The organism is Leifsonia xyli subsp. xyli str. CTCB07 (genome assembly GCF_000007665.1).
In the GTDB taxonomy this organism is placed as follows: Bacteria; Actinomycetota; Actinomycetes; order Actinomycetales; family Microbacteriaceae; genus Leifsonia; species Leifsonia xyli_C.
In genome coordinates, this window is record NC_006087.1 from 1,380,290 (window position 1) to 1,395,457 (window position 15,168).

A 15,168-nucleotide genomic window follows, 5' to 3' on the forward strand; every position below is an offset into this window, starting at 1 on the left:
CCCGGTCCCCCGGCTCAGCCGACCGGCCGCCAGGACCCCGGACCGCCGGAGCCCGCGCGGTAGGTCTGCAAGGGAACTTCGCCCTTGCCCCACGCCGTCAGCACGGGAGCCACGATGCGCCAGCACTCCACCGACGTGTGTGCTCCGACCGAGAGCGGCGGGTCCCCGTCGAGGATGCCCTCGACGACTTCGCCATATGCCTGCAACTGGCCAGCCCCGAAGTCCGCGGTCAGCGCGACGCGCTCGACCTCGCGCGGGTCGCCTGGGCCGTTGACGTTGAGCTCCAGGGACATCGAATCGGGCGCGAGCATGATGCGGAGCTTGGCCGGCTCCGTGGTGCCCGTCAGCCCGGCCGGGATGCGCCGCGCCGGTTTGAAGGTGACCACGATCTCCCGCCGGCGCGTGCCAAGCGCTTTGCCCGAGCGGAGAGTGAACGGCACGCCGGCCCAGCGCCAGGTGTCGATCTGGACCGTCACCTCGGCGAGCGTCTCGTCTCGGTGCCGCGGGCCGGGTCGACGCCCGGCTCCCTGGAATAGGAAGGGAGTTCGCGACCCTCGACCGCGCCGGCGGTGTAGCGCGCGCGGCGGCTCGACTCCTTCGGACGGCCGCCCCACACCCGAGTGGCCCGGATGACAGCCGCCTTGGCCTCGCGGACGTCCACAGCGCCCAGGGTGGAGGGTGGCTCCATGGCCAGCACGGCCATGACTTGAAGCAAGTGGCTCTGGATCATGTCGACCAGGGCCCCGGCGTTGTCATAGTAACGGGCACGGTCCTCGAGTCCCAGCGTCTCGTCGTACACGATATCGACGCGCTCGATGTGATCGCCGTTCCACAGTGGCTCCAGGATGCTGTTGGCGAAGCGCAGCCCGATGAGATTGAGCACTGTGGAGCGGCCGAGGAAGTGGTCGATCCGGTGGATGCGCTCCTCCGGCGCCAGCGTCGCCAGCAGCTTGTTGAGCGCGACGGCGCTGCGTCGGTCCGTGCCGAACGGCTTCTCCAGTGCGAGGGTCAGCCCCGCGGGCCGGTCGATCGTCCCCAGCGCCGCGCAAGCCCTGGCCATGATCGACGGAGGAAGCGCGAAGTACAGAGCGGGGGCACCCTCGCAGGCGGCGAGGACGCGGCCCAGGTCACCGGGGTCGGTGACATCGGCGGAGAGGCACATCGTGTCCGAGAGGAGAGCGTCCACCGCAGCGCCCTCCGCCTGAGAGGTCGCGAACGACGCGCGGACCACCGACCGCCAGTGCGCGGTGGTCTATTCCTCGACGCCCGACCCGATCAGCCGGAAGCGGCGCTCGGGATGGTTCGTGAGCAGCTGGCCGATGGCGGGCAGAAGAAGCCTGGACGACAGATCGCCGCTCGCTCCGAGAATCACCAGAGTGCCCACGGACTGCGCCATGCCCCTCAGAGTACGGCCATACTGGGGATATGTCGCTCCCCATCGAGGATTACGCCCTGATCAGTGACTGCTTCACCGGAGCGCTCGTCGGCAGGGACGGCAGCATCGACTGGCTGTGCCTGCCCCGCTACGACTCGGGTTCGGCGTTCGGGGCCCTGCTCGGCACGGAGGACCACGGCCGCTGGCTGCTCGCGCCGTCCGATCCGGAGGCGACGAACACGCGACATTATGCGGGCGACACAATGACACTGGTCACCCGCTGGCGCACAGCGACCGGCGAGGTGGAGGTCGTCGACGCCATGCCGATGGGCGATCACCGGGCGGATGTGGTGCGGCGGGTGCGTGGCATCCGGGGCACGGTGGAGATGCGGGAGGATCTGCGCATCCGGTTCGGGTACGCCACGGCTGTGCCGTGGGTGCGCCAGGACAAGACGGCGAAGCCGAACGCACTCGTCGCGGTCGCCGGTCCCGACGGCCTGGTGTTCCGCGGCTCGGCGCTGCGGCCGAGCGACCACGCGCACAAGAGCCGGTTCACAGTCGAGGCGGGGCAGACGGTCGATCTGTCGATGACGTGGTTCCCCTCCCACCGCGCTGCGCCGGACGCGCCGGACGTCGAGGAGGCGCTCACGCACACCCGGTCGTGGTGGACCGAGTGGGCGGCCGGCTGCGATCACGACGGTCCCTATCGCGACGAGGTCGTGCGCTCGCTCATCCTGCTGCGCGCGCTCACCCACCTGGACACCGGCGGCATCGTGGCCGCGGCGACGACATCGCTCCCGGAGAGCTTCGGCGGCGAGCGGAACTGGGACTATCGCTATGTGTGGCTGCGGGACGCCTCCCTGACGATCGCGGTTCTGCTCTCGCACGGGTACCACGACTACGTGGGTCTCTGGCGGGACTGGCTGCTCCGAGCGGTCGCCGGCGACCCGGGCGACGTGCAGATCATGTACGGGCTCGGCGGCGAGCGCGACCTCGCCGAGCGGGAGATCGACAGTCTGCCGGGCTATCGGGGCGCGCATCCGGTGCGAGTCGGAAACGACGCCTCGACACAGTTCCAGGCGGATGTGATCGGCGAAGTGATGATCGCGCTGGATCGCGGCCGCGCGGCCGGGGTCGAAGAGACGCGGTTCTCCTGGGCGCTGCAGCGCGCGCTGATGCGCTACCTCGAGGAGCATTGGCGGAACCCCGACCACGGCATCTGGGAGATCCGCGGGGAGCCGCAGGTGTTCACGCACTCTCGAGCGCTCGTCTGGGCGGCGTTCAACTGCGCGGTCCGCGGCGTGGAGGAGTACGGGCTGAGCGGGCCGGTCGCTCGCTGGAAGCGCCTGCGCGACGAGATCCGTGCGGATCTGGAGGCGAACGGCTTCGACGAGGAGCGTGGCGCCTACGTGCAGTGCTTCGGCAGCGATCGGGTGGACGCCTCGCTCCTCGTCCTCCCACAGGTCTGCTACTGCGACGCCGAGGACCCGCGGATGCTCGGCACCGTCCACGCGATCGAGCAAGATCTGATGCACGAGGGGCTGCTGCTGCGCTACCGGACCGAAGGCGGCGTGGACGGGCTGCCGCCGGGAGAGAACCCCTTCCTCGCGTGCTCGTTCTGGCTGGTCGAGCAGTACGCGCGCTCGCGCCGGGCCGACGACGCGAAGGCGCTGATGGACCGGCTGCTGGGCCTCGCCAACGATGTCGGGATGCTGTCCGAGGAGTACAACATGACACGCCGTTCGCAGGCGGGTAACACGCCGCAAGCGCTCACGCACCTCGCGCTCGTGCGGGCGGCGGACGCGATCGCGGAGCTGAGCGCCTGATGGCCGCGCTCGCCCGGCCGGAGCGGGACACCGGGCTCGAGGCCCGGCTGAGGCTCGGAGAGCCGTGGGTGACGATCGTGTGGAACGACCCGGTCAACCTGATGTCGTATGTGACCTACGTCTTCGAAAGCTACTTCGTCTACCCGGCGCGGGAGGCCGAACGGCTGATGCTGCTCGTCCACACCGAGGGCAAAGCCGGCGTCGCGACCGGCACCCGCGAGGAGATGGAACGGCATGTCGAGGCGATGCATGGCTTCGGGCTCTGGGCGACCCTGACGAAGGCGGACTCGTGAGGCCGTTCCGCCGGACACGGGACGGAACGCTGCGCGCCCGGTTCGAGCCGGACGAAGCGGAGATCCTGGCCCGGCTCGCCGCGGAGACGGCTGAACTCGCCGTGGACGCGGCGAGCGGCGCGGGCGATCCGCGGGAGGACCCGGCGTTCATCCGCCTGCTGCCGGACGCTTATTCGGGCGATGCGGAGGCGTCCGCGGAGTTCCGGCGCTTCACGGCCGGTGGGCTCGCGGAGCGGAAGGCGCTCACTGCGCAAGTGGTGATGGAGACGCTGGGCGGCGGGTCCGGCGCGATCGAGGTCCGTCTCGACGCGCCGCAGGCCGCTGCCTGGCTGCGCACGCTGACGGACATCCGGCTCGTGCTCGCGGCACGGCTCGGGATCGTGCAGGACGGCGACGAGGGCGACATCCACGACGCGGACTCCGCCTTCCGGCGGGCCGTCTACGACTGGCTCGCCGGAGTGCAGGAGTCGCTGGTGCTGGCGCTGCGCTCGACGCGCTGATGGTCCCGGGCTGACAGCCGGGAGCTGAGGAAGGAGCTCTCACCGGCATCCTCGCGACTCTCTCCCCCCTCATCGACATCCGCACCTCGCCGTCCGTCGCGCGTCGGAGACGGGCGCCGGCGGCCGAGGTGGGGAAGACCGGTTGACAGATCCGGGCTTCGCGTCTAGGTTTCTTTAAAGCCAGTTTAGTATTACGCCGGTCGGACTCACGAAGGAACGCAATGAAGCGGATCACTCTGCTCGCGGCAACAGCGAGCTCGGCTCTCCTCCTCGGGATGCCGCCGTACACGGTCAGACCGCCCATCCCGGTGACGAGTTCCGTATAGCCGCCGGCGAGCCAGTGGATGACGTCGATATCGTGCGCGCCCTTCTGCAAGAGCAACCCGTTCGACTTCGCCCGCTCGGCGTGCCAGTCCTTGAAGTAGTAGTCGCCGCCGTTCCCGACGAAGTGGCGGCACCAGACCGCCTTGACCTCGCCGATCTCCCCACGCCGGATGATGTCGCGCATCGTCCGCACGACAGCCATGTGCCGCATATTGTGCCCGACATAGAGCCGGGTCCCGGTCTCAGCGACGGCGGCCAGGATGGCATCGGCGTCCGCGAAGTCGATCGCGAGCGGCTAGATACACCGCGATGCCCGCACGGAACAGATCGCCCGCGACCTCGGCGTGGGCGTGATCGGGCGAGGTGACGAAGACAGCGTCCACCGCACCCGCCGCTCCGGACGCCACAGCGGCGATGAACTCACGATGGCCGGAGAAGATCAGCGGCGAGCCGAACCGCTCCGCGGCTCGCTCACGGGCGGCCTCGCTCGGATCACCGCAAGGCGCAGCGGCCGTCTCCGTGTCATGACGCCATCCCTTCGTGGGTGCGGTGGAGGAACCCTCCGGAGCCGTCGTCTACCTCCGCCGCGACCGGCCGGCCCAGCCGAGCCGCGAGCAGGTGCGACCCCGCCACATCGATCTCCGGCTCCAGCAGCCGGCGGGCCGGGAAGAGCCGTTGCGTCGTCTCGGCGGCCGCGAGCACGAGGGCCCCCAGAACGACCGCCTCGGCGGCCAGCTCCGATTGGATGATCGACGGACGGATGGGCAGGCTGATCTCCCGCATCACGGCCGCTCTCAGCGGCGCAAGCAGCGCCTCACCGGCGCGCGACAGACCGCCGCCGACCACGACCACATCCGGATCGACGGCCATCGTGACCGTCGCGACACCGGTGGCGAGGCCGCCGACGAAGCGCTCGATCTCCTCCCGCGCCCGCTGGTCCCCGCCGACCGCGAGCCGGAAAACCTCTTCGGCCGTCGACGCCGTCTCCCAGCGGAGCTGCCCGGACTCGTCCACCTGCATCGAGAAGACGATCTCGCCGATCTCACCCGCCGCGCTGTGCCGGCCGCGACGCAGCTTGCCATCGATGATGAGCCCCATCGAAATCCGGTGCCCGGCGAAGAAATAGGCGACATCGTCCACGAGCCGTGCCGCACCCATCCGGTGCTCGGCCAGGGCCGCGAGCCGCATGTCGTTCTCGATGGCGACAGGGCAGCCGAACTCGTCGCGCAGGTGCCCGGCGATGTCCACGCCCTCCCAATCGGGGAAGTTCCGCGAGACGACGAGCCGACCGTCCGTACCGACCATTCCGGAGACCGCCACCGCCATCCCGGAGCGCTGCCGCAATCGCCGGAGGTCAAGTCCCGCGGCGGCGAAGCAGTCCCGCACGGCGTCTTTCACCCCGTCGAGCCGCTCCGCTCCCCCGAACGTCCCGTCCACATCGCGCTCGTGCCAGCCAACCACCCGGCCGTCGAGCTCCGCCACGACGACGCGGCTGCGGTGGATTCCGACGTCGACACCGACCAGATATCCCGCGTCGGCTACGAACTTGAAGATCCGTGCCGGCCGGCCCGCACCACGTCCGCCCGGAGTGTACTCATCGACCATCCCGATCAGCCCCTCCTCCCGGAGGAATGGCAGCACCGTCTCCACCGTGGGGCGGGACAGCCCGGTGCGCTCAGCCAGCCGGGCGACCGTGGCCCACCCCCCGTCCCGCAGGGCGACCGCGACGCGCGCGACACTGGTGTTCACCTTTCGCACCTCGCTCTTACCGGACACCATCGGGACCTCATTCTGCCCTTTACAAAGAAACAAACTTTTTTAATTGGCTGCGCTCAGTAGAGCACGGGAGAAAGAAAGCGGTCAAGTCTGTGTGCATTACAAACAAGACCGCTTGCGTATTAGATCCGGGAGCATCCGGCCCGGCTGCCGGGGCGCGTGTCACCTTGTCCCCGCCGACACCCCGCCTTACGCTCGGCGCAAGAGGTGCGCCGGAAAGCGGACCGACGAGAAAGGTGCGCTCCATGCGATTCATCCGGCCCCCGGCCCACCCCACGCCCACACCCGCCGAATCGGCCTCCCGCGCGGACGCGCCACTGATCAAGCGCAGTCCGCTGCTGTTCGGCTACCTTCTCACCCTCGGCGCACTCGGGGCCGCGGTCACCGGCGCGATGCTCTACGGCCTGCGCTCGATCATCTTCTCCGTGTTCCTCGCGATGTTCGCGACCGTCGGCCTCGATCCGCTGATCCGGTGGTTCCAGCGGCGAGGGATGAAGCGGGCGTGGGCGATCGTGACGGTCATCCTGCTGATCGTCGCCGCCCTCGTCGCGATCGTCTGGGTGGTCGTCCCCCTCATCGTCGAGCAAATCGGCTTCCTCGGCACGGTCGTCCCGCACGAGATCGCGAGGCTGCGCTCAGAGGGCTGGTTCGACAGTGCGAACACCACGAGCAACGGCGTCCTCGGCCAGACGCTCACCTGGATCGCCGACCAGGCGAAGAACCCGCAAACCTGGGCCAGCGTCGGAAGCGGTCTCCTCGGGCTGGGAATCTCGGTGCTGAACGCTTCACCACCGGCTTTTTCATCGCCATCCTGACGATCTACTTCATCGCCTCCTACGACGCGACCAAGCAGTCGCTGTACCGTCTGGTCAGCCGCTCCCACCGCGAAGAGTTCGAGAGCTACGCCGAGCGCATCCTGAAGAACTTCGGCAAGTACCTGAGCGGCATGGTCGTCCTCGCTTTCTTCAACGCCGTCTACAGCCTCCTCCTGCTCATCGCCACGGGCGTCCCCGGCGCTTTCCTCATCGCCCTGGCCGCCTTCTTCATCACCCTCATCCCGATCATCGGAACCGTGCTGACCACCATCGCTATGTCGGCGCTGGCCTTCATCCACTCCCCCGTCAGCGGCATCGTCGTTCTGGTTCTGATGCTGATCTACATGCAACTCGAGGCATACATCCTGACGCCCCGGGTGATGGGCAAGGCCGTGCAGGTCCCGGGTTCCATCGTGCTCATCTCGGCCCTCGCCGGCTCGACGCTGTTCGGCCTGCCCGGAGCGCTCGTCGCCATCCCGATCTCGGCGGGCGTCATGCTCATCATCAAAGAGGTCGTCATGCGGCGGAAAGAACGGACGTAGAAACGGGCGCCCGGCGTGTACAACCCCCTTGTTCAGCCGACCCCCTTGTTCAGCCCCGACCGGCGCCCGTGATCGGAGAAGGCCGCGCCCCCACGAAGATCAACCATCGAGACGCACCCACGCAAACACAGGGGCGACGCACGGCCCACGGATGAGGCGGACGCGGAGTGAGCGAACGCGCCGCGACACGAAGACGTCGCATCGGCGATTCAACCGGGTCGCCGGTCTGGTCACGCCTTGAGCCGGTGTGTATGGTGCGGTTCCATGGTGAAAAGGCACTGGCGCGGAGCACTCTTGAGAACAGAACTGCATCCCTCCACCGAGCGAGTGCCTGCGCGCGAGAATCTCCTGGACGCGGCCGGTGTCCACTCGGGATTCTTCGAAGCGACCCTGGTGCCGAAACGTCTGGAAAACGGCATGTTCGTCGTGACCGTCTACATTGACGGATGGGAGGTCGGGGCCGTGTTTCCGACAAGCACGACTGACGCGGAGGTCGTTCGTGCGGCCACATCCTCTCACGTGAACGCCGGCCGGGTCTTCCTTAACCGAGATTGGTCCTCCGCCGCGCGCGCAGTGCTCAGACTCGGACGGCCTGGGCGATGATCTGTCTCCACCCGTCGCCGTTGTCACCGGGACGACGGCGACGGGTTGAGCCTCGTCAGAATCGAACGGCAAGGCCCCGACGCTACGGCAGGGCAGATGAGGCGACCACCGTGAAGAAAACGATGGCCGGTCTGGCAGCGGTAGTGACAGCAGTCGCGCCGACGCTCCTGCCCTACCGGCCATAGCGGTGGCCCTTGCCCCCGCCCTCATAGGTGCGATCGTGACACCGTGGCGGTCCGTACTCGCGCGGATCGTGACGGTGTTGCGCTTGCGATGGCCGGGATCGGCGTGGCGGCACCTATGCAGGTGCTCTCATTCCCGAACCCCAGCGCAGCGGCGACCTTCATGGGCGTGCTCGATGCGCTCAGCTACGGTTCTCTCGCACTCGTCAGGGTGTCTGCGGTCGCATCGTGGGTGATTGCCGCGTGCTCAGAGAAGCATGTACACGCCGAAGACCGCGAGACCGGCACCGCACCCGGCGATGACCTGCGCGAGCGTGTGGGCGCGCGCCGCGATCCTGGCCCACCCAAGCGCGACGACCGCGAGAACGAGAAGAACAACCAACCAGCCCGGCAGGACGGTTAGCTGGTACGCCCACAGGAACGCAGCAATGGCCATATGGATAGACATCTTCCAAACGACATTCACTGCCATGACCACGACGAGCCCGACCGCAGAAGCGATTGTGAGGGAGGTAGCCTCCCACGGCGCTTCAGCAGCGAGAAGGATCACGATCACCGCGACGACGACGAGCGCGCCGAGAAGGATCGGGAGCCGCTGAGACCGCTTCCCCACGAAACGGTCAGACACCCGTCCGCGATGCGCGAGCCAGATCATCGCCAGATAGGGGAGCACCGCAACACCCAGGATGGGGAGCAGGGCCCACCATCCCGCGGCCGACCCGACCTGGAGACGAGCCTCCACGAAGGCAATCGTGAGCAGCGGCGCTGGACCGAGTGCTTCCGAGAGGATATGTCCGACCCGCTCGCCGCGACTCATGGGCGTGCTGGTGCTGGTTCTGGTCAAAAGATGTCCTTCGCTCGTCGGTCCATTTCCGCGGCACGCGCTTTGTCTGCGTGGAGAAGCCGCCCAGCCCGGATGCGCACAGCGGCGAGGATCTCTTCCAGGTCGACGCCGAGCGCCTCGCAGATTCCCCTCAGCTCGACGGCCTCCGGCTGGCGCTTGCCATTGAAGATATGGAAAGCGAGCCCACGAGCAGCACCCACCTGCTTCGCTACCTCAGCAACGGGGACATCGGATATCTCTCAATATGCGGCGAGTTCGATGGAGAGCGCCCTCTCGAAGTACGGCGCGAGGTCCGAGTGCCGAGAAGTCATCCTCGAATGCTAGCGCCGGAGCGTCTCGATGGGTCCTCGGCGCACCCAAAAAACGAAGCGGCCACGGGGCACGAGCGACCAAGGGGCACGAAATGGAAGGCAACGTGAGTGCGGTTCGCGCCACCGATAAGAGCAGACCCAGATAGGACATCCAAGCGGGGACTTCTTTACGTGACGTGGGAGCCGGTTCAGTCTGGTGAGACACTCTGACGACGGCCCGCGTACGCGCGACCAAACAGGAACCATGAAAGCGGACCGACTATGGGAAGCATCCGAGCCTGCATCCGCCTGGGCGGCCAAACCGGAGCGGAACTGCGACAGCACAAGAGGTTTATTCCGTGGGTTTGCGCCACGCGGCGTCACCCGACAACACAAAAAGTCCGGTCAGATTTAACATCTGACCGGACTTTTTATCGGTGCGCCCCCAGGGACTTGAACCCTGAACCCATTGATTAAGAGTCAATTGCTCTGCCGATTGAGCTAGAGGCGCATTCGGTCCAAAGGTCCGGACCGAGGTCCAACGTTAGCATCCGCCCAGCACCGTCCGCCAATCGGGACTCGGCGCCCGGGCGTGTCTCAGCCCGCCACCGCTAGGCTCAGTGCGTGAACCTCGACGACGACCTGGCTCTCGCCCTCCGCCTCGCGGACACCGCCGACGCTTTCTCCTCCGGGCACTACAGTGTGCGCGACCTGCACGTCGACACGAAGCCGGACCACAGCTTCGTCACCGAGGCCGATCTCGCGGTCGAACGGGCGCTGCGGGACGCGCTGGCGGCGGAGCGGCAGGGCGATGGCATCCTGGGCGAGGAGTTCGGCAGCGCGGGCGACACGGCCCGGCAGTGGATCATCGACCCGATCGACGGGACATCCAACTACCTTCGGGGAGTGCCGGTGTGGGGCACTCTCATCGCCCTCGCGATCGACGGCGAGCCGGTCGTCGGCGTCGTCAGCTCACCCGCCCTCGGGAAGCGCTGGTGGGCGGCGGCCGGTGCGGGCGCGTGGACGGTGGATGCCGACAGCTCCGAGCCGCGGCGTCTGCGGGTCTCCGGCGTCTCTGATCTGGAGCACGCGTCGCTGAGCTTCCAGAGCATCCAGCAGTGGGACCGGGCCGGCTACCTGGACAAGATCATTGCGCTCTCCCGCCGGGTTTGGCGCGATCGAGCGTACGGGGATATGTGGTCCTACATGCTGCTCGCCGAGGGTGTGCTGGACGCGGTGGCCGAGTTCGACGTGAAGACGTACGACCTGGCGGCACTGATCCCGATCGTGGAGGAAGCCGGCGGCGCCTTCACCTCGGTGACAGGCGCCCCCGGGCCGGGGAACGGCTCTTCGCTGGCCACCAACGGGCTGCTGCACCCCGCCCTGCTCGAGGCCCTGGCGTAGGGGGCATCACTCGCTCCTGAGTGTCTCCTCCGGTCCCCCGCCGCTCTTCGCCTCAGCGACAGTGTCGAGCGAGCGGAAACACCGCTCGTGGATGAGGCGGCAGCGGTCTATCCACCCAGTCAGCTCCTCGAGGGCGTCCGGGGCGAGGTGTGCGGGCCGGCGCTGGGCGTCCCGGCTGCGCGTGACGAGTCCGGCCTGTTGAAGCACCTGGATGTGGCGGGAGACCGCTTGCGTGCTGATCGTGAACGGCTCGGCGAGTTCGTTCACGGTGGCCGGCCCCCGGCTGAGGCGGCCGATCATCGCTCGGCGGACCGGGTCGGCGAGAGCCTGGAAGGCCCGGTCGAGCCGATCGTCCAGACCGGTTTCGGCTTTCATAGTCAATCAGTTCCTTTATCAAAATATTTATTCATCACAATAGGCTGCGCGATAGCCTGACACAACCCGCTCCGTCTCCTAGGCTCGGTTGAGTGAGTACAGCCGCCCCCGCCTCCAGCGCCAGCTCCCTCGTCCACATCGCCAACTTCCGGATGGACTTCGGGCGCACGACGGTGATCCGCGACCTCTCCTTCGACATTGCCCGCGGTGAGACCTTCGGCTTCCTGGGCAGCAACGGCTCGGGCAAGACGACCACCATCCGCGCGCTGCTCGGCATCTACCAGCCAACCGCGGGCGTCCTCCACATCGACGGCAAGCCGTTCGCCCCCGAGGCGGGCGAGCGGCTGGGCTACCTCCCCGAAGAACGCGGCCTCTACAAGAAGGAGTCCGTGATCGACGTCATGGTCTACTTCGGCAGGCTCAAGGGGCTCGGCCGGGAGTACGCTCGCCGCTGGTCGCGCGAGTACCTGGAGCGCGTCGGCCTCGGCGAGAAGGAGAAAATCCGGCTCGACAAGCTCTCCGGCGGCCAGCAGCAGAAGGTGCAGCTCGGCGTGACAATCATGAACCAGCCGAAACTCCTCATCCTGGACGAGCCGACCAAGGGCTTCGACCCGGTGAACCGCCGCCTGCTCATGGACATCATCGACGACCAGAAACGCGCCGGCTCCACGGTGATGATGGTCACGCACCAGATGGAAGAAGTGGAACGGCTCTGCGACCGCGTCATCCTGCTGAAGGACGGTGTCTCACGGGCGTACGGCACCGTCGAGGAGGTGCAGGAGCAGTTCGGCGGGACGATCATCCACGTCGACCACGACGGGGCCGTTCCGGACTCCCCCGCCTACCGGATCGCCGCAGACGCCGCCGGCCACGCGGAGCTGGAGGTCGCGAACGATGCGGACACGGCCGGCATCCTGAACGGACTGCTGGACGCGGGAGTCCGCGTCACCCGCTTCGCCCCCACCCGCAAATCGCTCGATGACATCTTCGTCGAGGTCTATGGCGCCGACAGCCGCGAGGAGAACTGACATGGCCCGCCACAATCTGTCCACCGTCATCGCGTTCGAGTTCCTGCGAACGATCTCCAAACGCCAGTTCTGGGCGGTCACGCTCATCGTGCCGATCCTCGTGTTCGGGCTCGTGGCTCTCGTCATAGCCTCCAACGCAGCGACCGCGAACACCGCAGACCAGCAGAAGAACGCCCGCTTCGACTTCCTCTACAGCGACGCATCCGGGCTCGTGGACCCTGCGCTCGCCCGCGAGTACGGCGGCCAGGAGATTCCAAACAGCGCGGAGGGCGTCGAGAAGGCTCAGTCTGGCAGCACCGCGGCCTACATCGACTACCCTGCCGATCCGGCCACGCAGAAGGTCAGGGTGTGGGGGACCGATGTCGGCCTGCTGGAAAACAACAAGTACGCCGCTGTCGCGCAGTCGCTCCTGTCGGCCAGCGTGGAAAAGCGGCTGGCCGATCCGATAAGCGCCGCCGTGCTGCGCGGCGGTGTGAGCACAACGACCACGACGTTCAAAGATGGCGAGATCGCACCCGGGTTCGAGGCTATCCTGCCCGCCCTCCTCTTCCTCGCGGCGTTCTTCATCGTCATCGTCTTCCTCGGCAACCAGATGCTCAACTCGACGCTGGAGGAGAAAGAAAACCGCGTCACAGAGATGATCCTGACGACGATCAACCCGACGAACCTCCTGATCGGCAAGGTCATCTCGCTGTTTGCGATCGGGCTCATCCAGATAGCGGTGTTCGCCCTGCCCCTGCTGGTGGGATACCTGTTCTTCCGCGACCAGCTCAATATCCCGAACGTCGATCTGAGCGGGCTCGTGTTCGATCCGCAGAAGATGGTCGTGGGCGCGCTGATCCTGATCGGCGGGTTCACGCTCTTCACGGGAACGCTGGTGGCCGTCGGGGCGGTGATGCCAACCGCGAAGGATGCGGCGCCGGTGTTCTCCGTGATGATCTTCGCCGTGGTCATCCCGCTGTACTCGTTCGGTTTCGCGATCAGCTCGCCGCAGTCTCCGATCGTGCAGATCCTCGCCTACTTCCCTTTCACAGCGCCGATCACCGCACTCCTCCTGAACGCTTTCGGCTCCCTTCCGCTGTGGCAGTCGATCATCATCGTCGTCGAGCTATTCGTGCTCGCCGCGGTCGTGATGCGTCTCGCGGTGCGGCTCTTCCGGTACGGATCGATCGAGTACTCGAACAAGGTGAAGATCCGGGAGGTGCTCGGCCGCCGCACCGATCGGGCCCCGGCCGGAACATGAACCCTGTCGCCGTCTCCGGCCAGCGCCACGACATCTCCCGCAGCCGTGCGTGAGAGCGTCTGACCCGGCTCGCCTCCACCGCGGTGCGACCCGTCATCGGCTCGGTGTTCCGCTGGCGGGCGCGGCGGGGCATACACGGGTAAGATTCCGCCGCAGAGCTCAGGGGCCCCTGCTGCGCGCTTCCCGAGCCTGCCGTCCACGGCGGCGGCGAGCGCCGCGCCGAAAGCGTAAGCGATCAGGTCCGTGACCTGGAACGTCGTGCCGAAGACAAGCGCCGCGCCGGGGATCGCCGTCGAGAGCCAGGCGGGGACGCCTGTGAGCTGCGCGAATTCGATCGCCGCGCAGGCGGCGAAAGCCACAGCGGCGATGCGGAGCGCAGACCAACGGGGGACGACCAGAGCGAGGAGGGCGAAGAGCAGGACCGCGTAGACAGCATCGGCGGCGAACGCGCCCGCCGCGCTAGCGGTGGCGAAGTGGAGGAGGAGACCGACCGCGACGGTCGAGACCGCGACGGCGAGGAGCACGGTGCGGCTTCGAGCGGCGGCACGGCGGTGAGCAGGGGCGATCATCCTCCGACGCTACCGATCCACGCGAACGCTCGCGTCCTCCCGATGACGGAGAAGCCTCACCCGGTGGGAGGATCGGAAGCATGACCGCACAGCCAGCGCCGCCCTCCGACGCCGCCCTCCTCTCGCTCCCCAAGGCCGAACTCCACCTCCACATTGAGGGCGCCCTCGAACCGGAGCTGGCCTTCGAACTCGCCGGCCGGGGCGGTGTTGCCCTCCCCTACGGTTCCGTCGCCGAGCTCGCGGCGCAGTACGACTTCCACGATCTGCAGTCCTTCCTCGACCTCTACTACGCGACCATGGAGGTGCTGCGCACGGAGGAGGACTTCGCCGAGCTGACCCGCCGCTACCTGCGCAGGGCTGCGTCCCAGGGCGTACGGCACGCCGAGCTGTTCTTCGACCCGCAGGCGCATCTGGCCCGCGGCGTCCCGATCGAGGCAGTCGTGGACGGCATCGGAGGGGCGCTGTCGGAGGCCGGGCGCGACCTCGACATCACAGGCGGCCTGATCCTCTGCTTTCTGCGCGACCAGCCGGTCGAGTCCGCGGACGCCGTGCTCAGCGCCGCGCTGACTCGCCCGGAGCCGCTGCTCGGCGTCGGTCTCGACTCGGCCGAGGTCGGCTACCCGCCGGAACTGTTCGCCGGGGTGTTCGCCCGCGCCCGCGACGCCGGCCTGCGCGCCGTCGCGCACGCGGGCGAGGAGGGCCCGCCCGCCTACATCCACCAGACGCTCGATCTGCTGGGCGTCGAACGGATCGACCACGGTATCCGCGCTGTGGAGGACACGGAGCTGCTGCACCGGCTCGCGGCGGAGGGCACACCGCTCACGGTGTGCCCTCTCTCGAACGTGCGGCTGCGCACCGTTGCCGACCTCGCCGGACACCCACTGCTGCGCCTGGACGAGGCCGGTGTGCGCGTCACCGTCAACTCGGACGACCCCGCGTACTTCGGCGGCTACATCGGTGACAACTATCTCGCTGTGCGTGACGCGCTCGGCGTCACCGCCGACCAGGCAAAACGCTTCGCCCGCACCTCGATTGAGGCGTCTTTCGCGACGAAGGAGCGCCGGACCGAGCTGCTGGACGCGGTGGAGGCATGGCGCGGATGACCGGATCGCCGGCCGGCGCCGGTGCCGTCCTCGCCCCGCGGGCCTCCCACCGCTGACACCCGGCCGCCTGGCATAA

The 15,168-nt window shown here is 67.8% G+C and carries 14 protein-coding genes, 1 tRNA gene and 3 pseudogenes; 9 read left to right on the top strand and 9 right to left on the bottom strand.

Translation table 11 applies throughout. The features are described from left to right. Positions 1 to 14 precede the first annotated feature (14 nt). Positions 15 to 1,396 (bottom strand): annotated as a pseudogene (locus tag LXX_RS06575) (glucose-6-phosphate dehydrogenase). Positions 1,397 to 1,425: 29 nt separating this feature from the next. Between LXX_RS06575 and LXX_RS06580 the strand changes: the two are divergent. Genes LXX_RS06580 through LXX_RS06590 form a run of 3 tightly spaced genes read left to right on the top strand, consistent with a single transcriptional unit; the run spans position 1,426 to position 3,994 of the window. After that, entirely contained in the window at positions 1,426 to 3,201 is a 1,776-nt protein-coding gene (locus tag LXX_RS06580) for a glycoside hydrolase family 15 protein (protein ID WP_011186157.1), read from the top strand. Then, complete coding sequence (gene clpS, locus LXX_RS06585; protein WP_011186158.1) at positions 3,201 to 3,494, top strand: ATP-dependent Clp protease adapter ClpS; 294 nt, start codon at positions 3,201 to 3,203, stop codon at positions 3,492 to 3,494. The genes LXX_RS06580 and clpS overlap by 1 nt, the downstream gene beginning before the upstream one ends. Next, positions 3,491 to 3,994 (top strand): DUF2017 domain-containing protein, encoded by a 504-nt coding sequence (locus LXX_RS06590; RefSeq protein WP_011186159.1) that lies wholly within the window; start codon positions 3,491 to 3,493, stop codon positions 3,992 to 3,994. The genes clpS and LXX_RS06590 overlap by 4 nt, the downstream gene beginning before the upstream one ends. A gap of 355 nt (positions 3,995 to 4,349) precedes the next feature. Here the strand turns inward: LXX_RS06590 and LXX_RS16675 are convergent. The 3 genes and pseudogenes from LXX_RS16675 to LXX_RS06595 all read right to left on the bottom strand — a co-directional run. Then, a pseudogene (locus tag LXX_RS16675) lies at positions 4,350 to 4,529 on the bottom strand (Gfo/Idh/MocA family oxidoreductase); the annotation flags it as partial. Positions 4,530 to 4,560: 31 nt separating this feature from the next. Next, positions 4,561 to 4,761, bottom strand: a complete 201-nt coding sequence (locus LXX_RS16680; RefSeq protein WP_370558473.1) for a hypothetical protein — start codon at positions 4,759 to 4,761, stop codon at positions 4,561 to 4,563. Positions 4,762 to 4,840: 79 nt separating this feature from the next. Then, positions 4,841 to 6,097, bottom strand: coding sequence for an ROK family transcriptional regulator (locus LXX_RS06595; RefSeq protein ID WP_050737872.1), 1,257 nt, complete (start codon positions 6,095 to 6,097; stop codon positions 4,841 to 4,843). 242 nt (positions 6,098 to 6,339) lie between these two features. Between LXX_RS06595 and LXX_RS15540 the strand changes: the two genes are divergently transcribed. Together LXX_RS15540 and LXX_RS15545 are read left to right on the top strand one after the other, a co-directional pair. Next, a complete protein-coding gene (locus tag LXX_RS15540; RefSeq protein WP_223227605.1) occupies positions 6,340 to 6,909 on the top strand; it encodes an AI-2E family transporter in 570 nt (189 codons plus the stop codon). A gap of 11 nt (positions 6,910 to 6,920) precedes the next feature. Beyond that, positions 6,921 to 7,451 (top strand): AI-2E family transporter, encoded by a 531-nt coding sequence (locus LXX_RS15545; RefSeq protein ID WP_223227759.1) that lies wholly within the window; start codon positions 6,921 to 6,923, stop codon positions 7,449 to 7,451. Positions 7,452 to 8,483: 1,032 nt separating this feature from the next. Here LXX_RS15545 and LXX_RS06610 read toward each other — a convergent pair. From LXX_RS06610 to LXX_RS06620, 3 genes are all read right to left on the bottom strand, one after another. Then, complete coding sequence (locus LXX_RS06610) at positions 8,484 to 9,080, bottom strand: hypothetical protein (RefSeq protein ID WP_141692930.1); 597 nt, start codon at positions 9,078 to 9,080, stop codon at positions 8,484 to 8,486. After that, the gene (locus tag LXX_RS06615; protein WP_011186162.1) at positions 9,077 to 9,280 is read right to left on the bottom strand and encodes a hypothetical protein; all 204 of its coding nucleotides are present in this window, start codon (positions 9,278 to 9,280) and stop codon (positions 9,077 to 9,079) included. The genes LXX_RS06610 and LXX_RS06615 overlap by 4 nt, the downstream gene beginning before the upstream one ends. A gap of 528 nt (positions 9,281 to 9,808) precedes the next feature. Beyond that, positions 9,809 to 9,881: transfer RNA gene (locus LXX_RS06620), tRNA-Lys, on the bottom strand. Between the two features lie 113 nt (positions 9,882 to 9,994). Between LXX_RS06620 and LXX_RS06625 the strand changes: the two genes are divergently transcribed. Further along, positions 9,995 to 10,774 carry an inositol monophosphatase family protein gene (locus tag LXX_RS06625; RefSeq protein ID WP_011186163.1) on the top strand — a complete coding sequence of 260 codons (780 nt, stop codon included), beginning with the start codon at positions 9,995 to 9,997 and terminating at the stop codon, positions 10,772 to 10,774. A 6-nt stretch (positions 10,775 to 10,780) separates the two neighbouring features. On the opposite strand, the gene LXX_RS06630 is transcribed toward LXX_RS06625, so the two are convergent. After that, complete coding sequence (locus LXX_RS06630; protein WP_011186164.1) at positions 10,781 to 11,149, bottom strand: ArsR/SmtB family transcription factor; 369 nt, start codon at positions 11,147 to 11,149, stop codon at positions 10,781 to 10,783. 152 nt (positions 11,150 to 11,301) lie between these two features. Here LXX_RS06630 and LXX_RS06635 point away from each other — a divergent pair, with 152 nt between their 5' ends. Together LXX_RS06635 and LXX_RS06640 are read left to right on the top strand one after the other, a co-directional pair. Next, positions 11,302 to 12,177, top strand: a complete 876-nt coding sequence (locus LXX_RS06635) for an ABC transporter ATP-binding protein (RefSeq protein WP_050737993.1) — start codon at positions 11,302 to 11,304, stop codon at positions 12,175 to 12,177. Between the two features lies 1 nt (position 12,178). After that, entirely contained in the window at positions 12,179 to 13,420 is a 1,242-nt protein-coding gene (locus LXX_RS06640; protein ID WP_011186166.1) for an ABC transporter permease, read from the top strand. A 227-nt stretch (positions 13,421 to 13,647) separates the two neighbouring features. Here LXX_RS06640 and LXX_RS16685 read toward each other — a convergent pair. Beyond that, a pseudogene (locus LXX_RS16685) lies at positions 13,648 to 13,989 on the bottom strand (DUF2809 domain-containing protein); the annotation flags it as partial. Positions 13,990 to 14,069: 80 nt separating this feature from the next. Between LXX_RS16685 and LXX_RS06655 the strand changes: the two are divergent. Further along, positions 14,070 to 15,092 carry an adenosine deaminase gene (locus LXX_RS06655; RefSeq protein WP_011186167.1) on the top strand — a complete coding sequence of 341 codons (1,023 nt, stop codon included), beginning with the start codon at positions 14,070 to 14,072 and terminating at the stop codon, positions 15,090 to 15,092. Positions 15,093 to 15,168 lie beyond the last annotated feature (76 nt).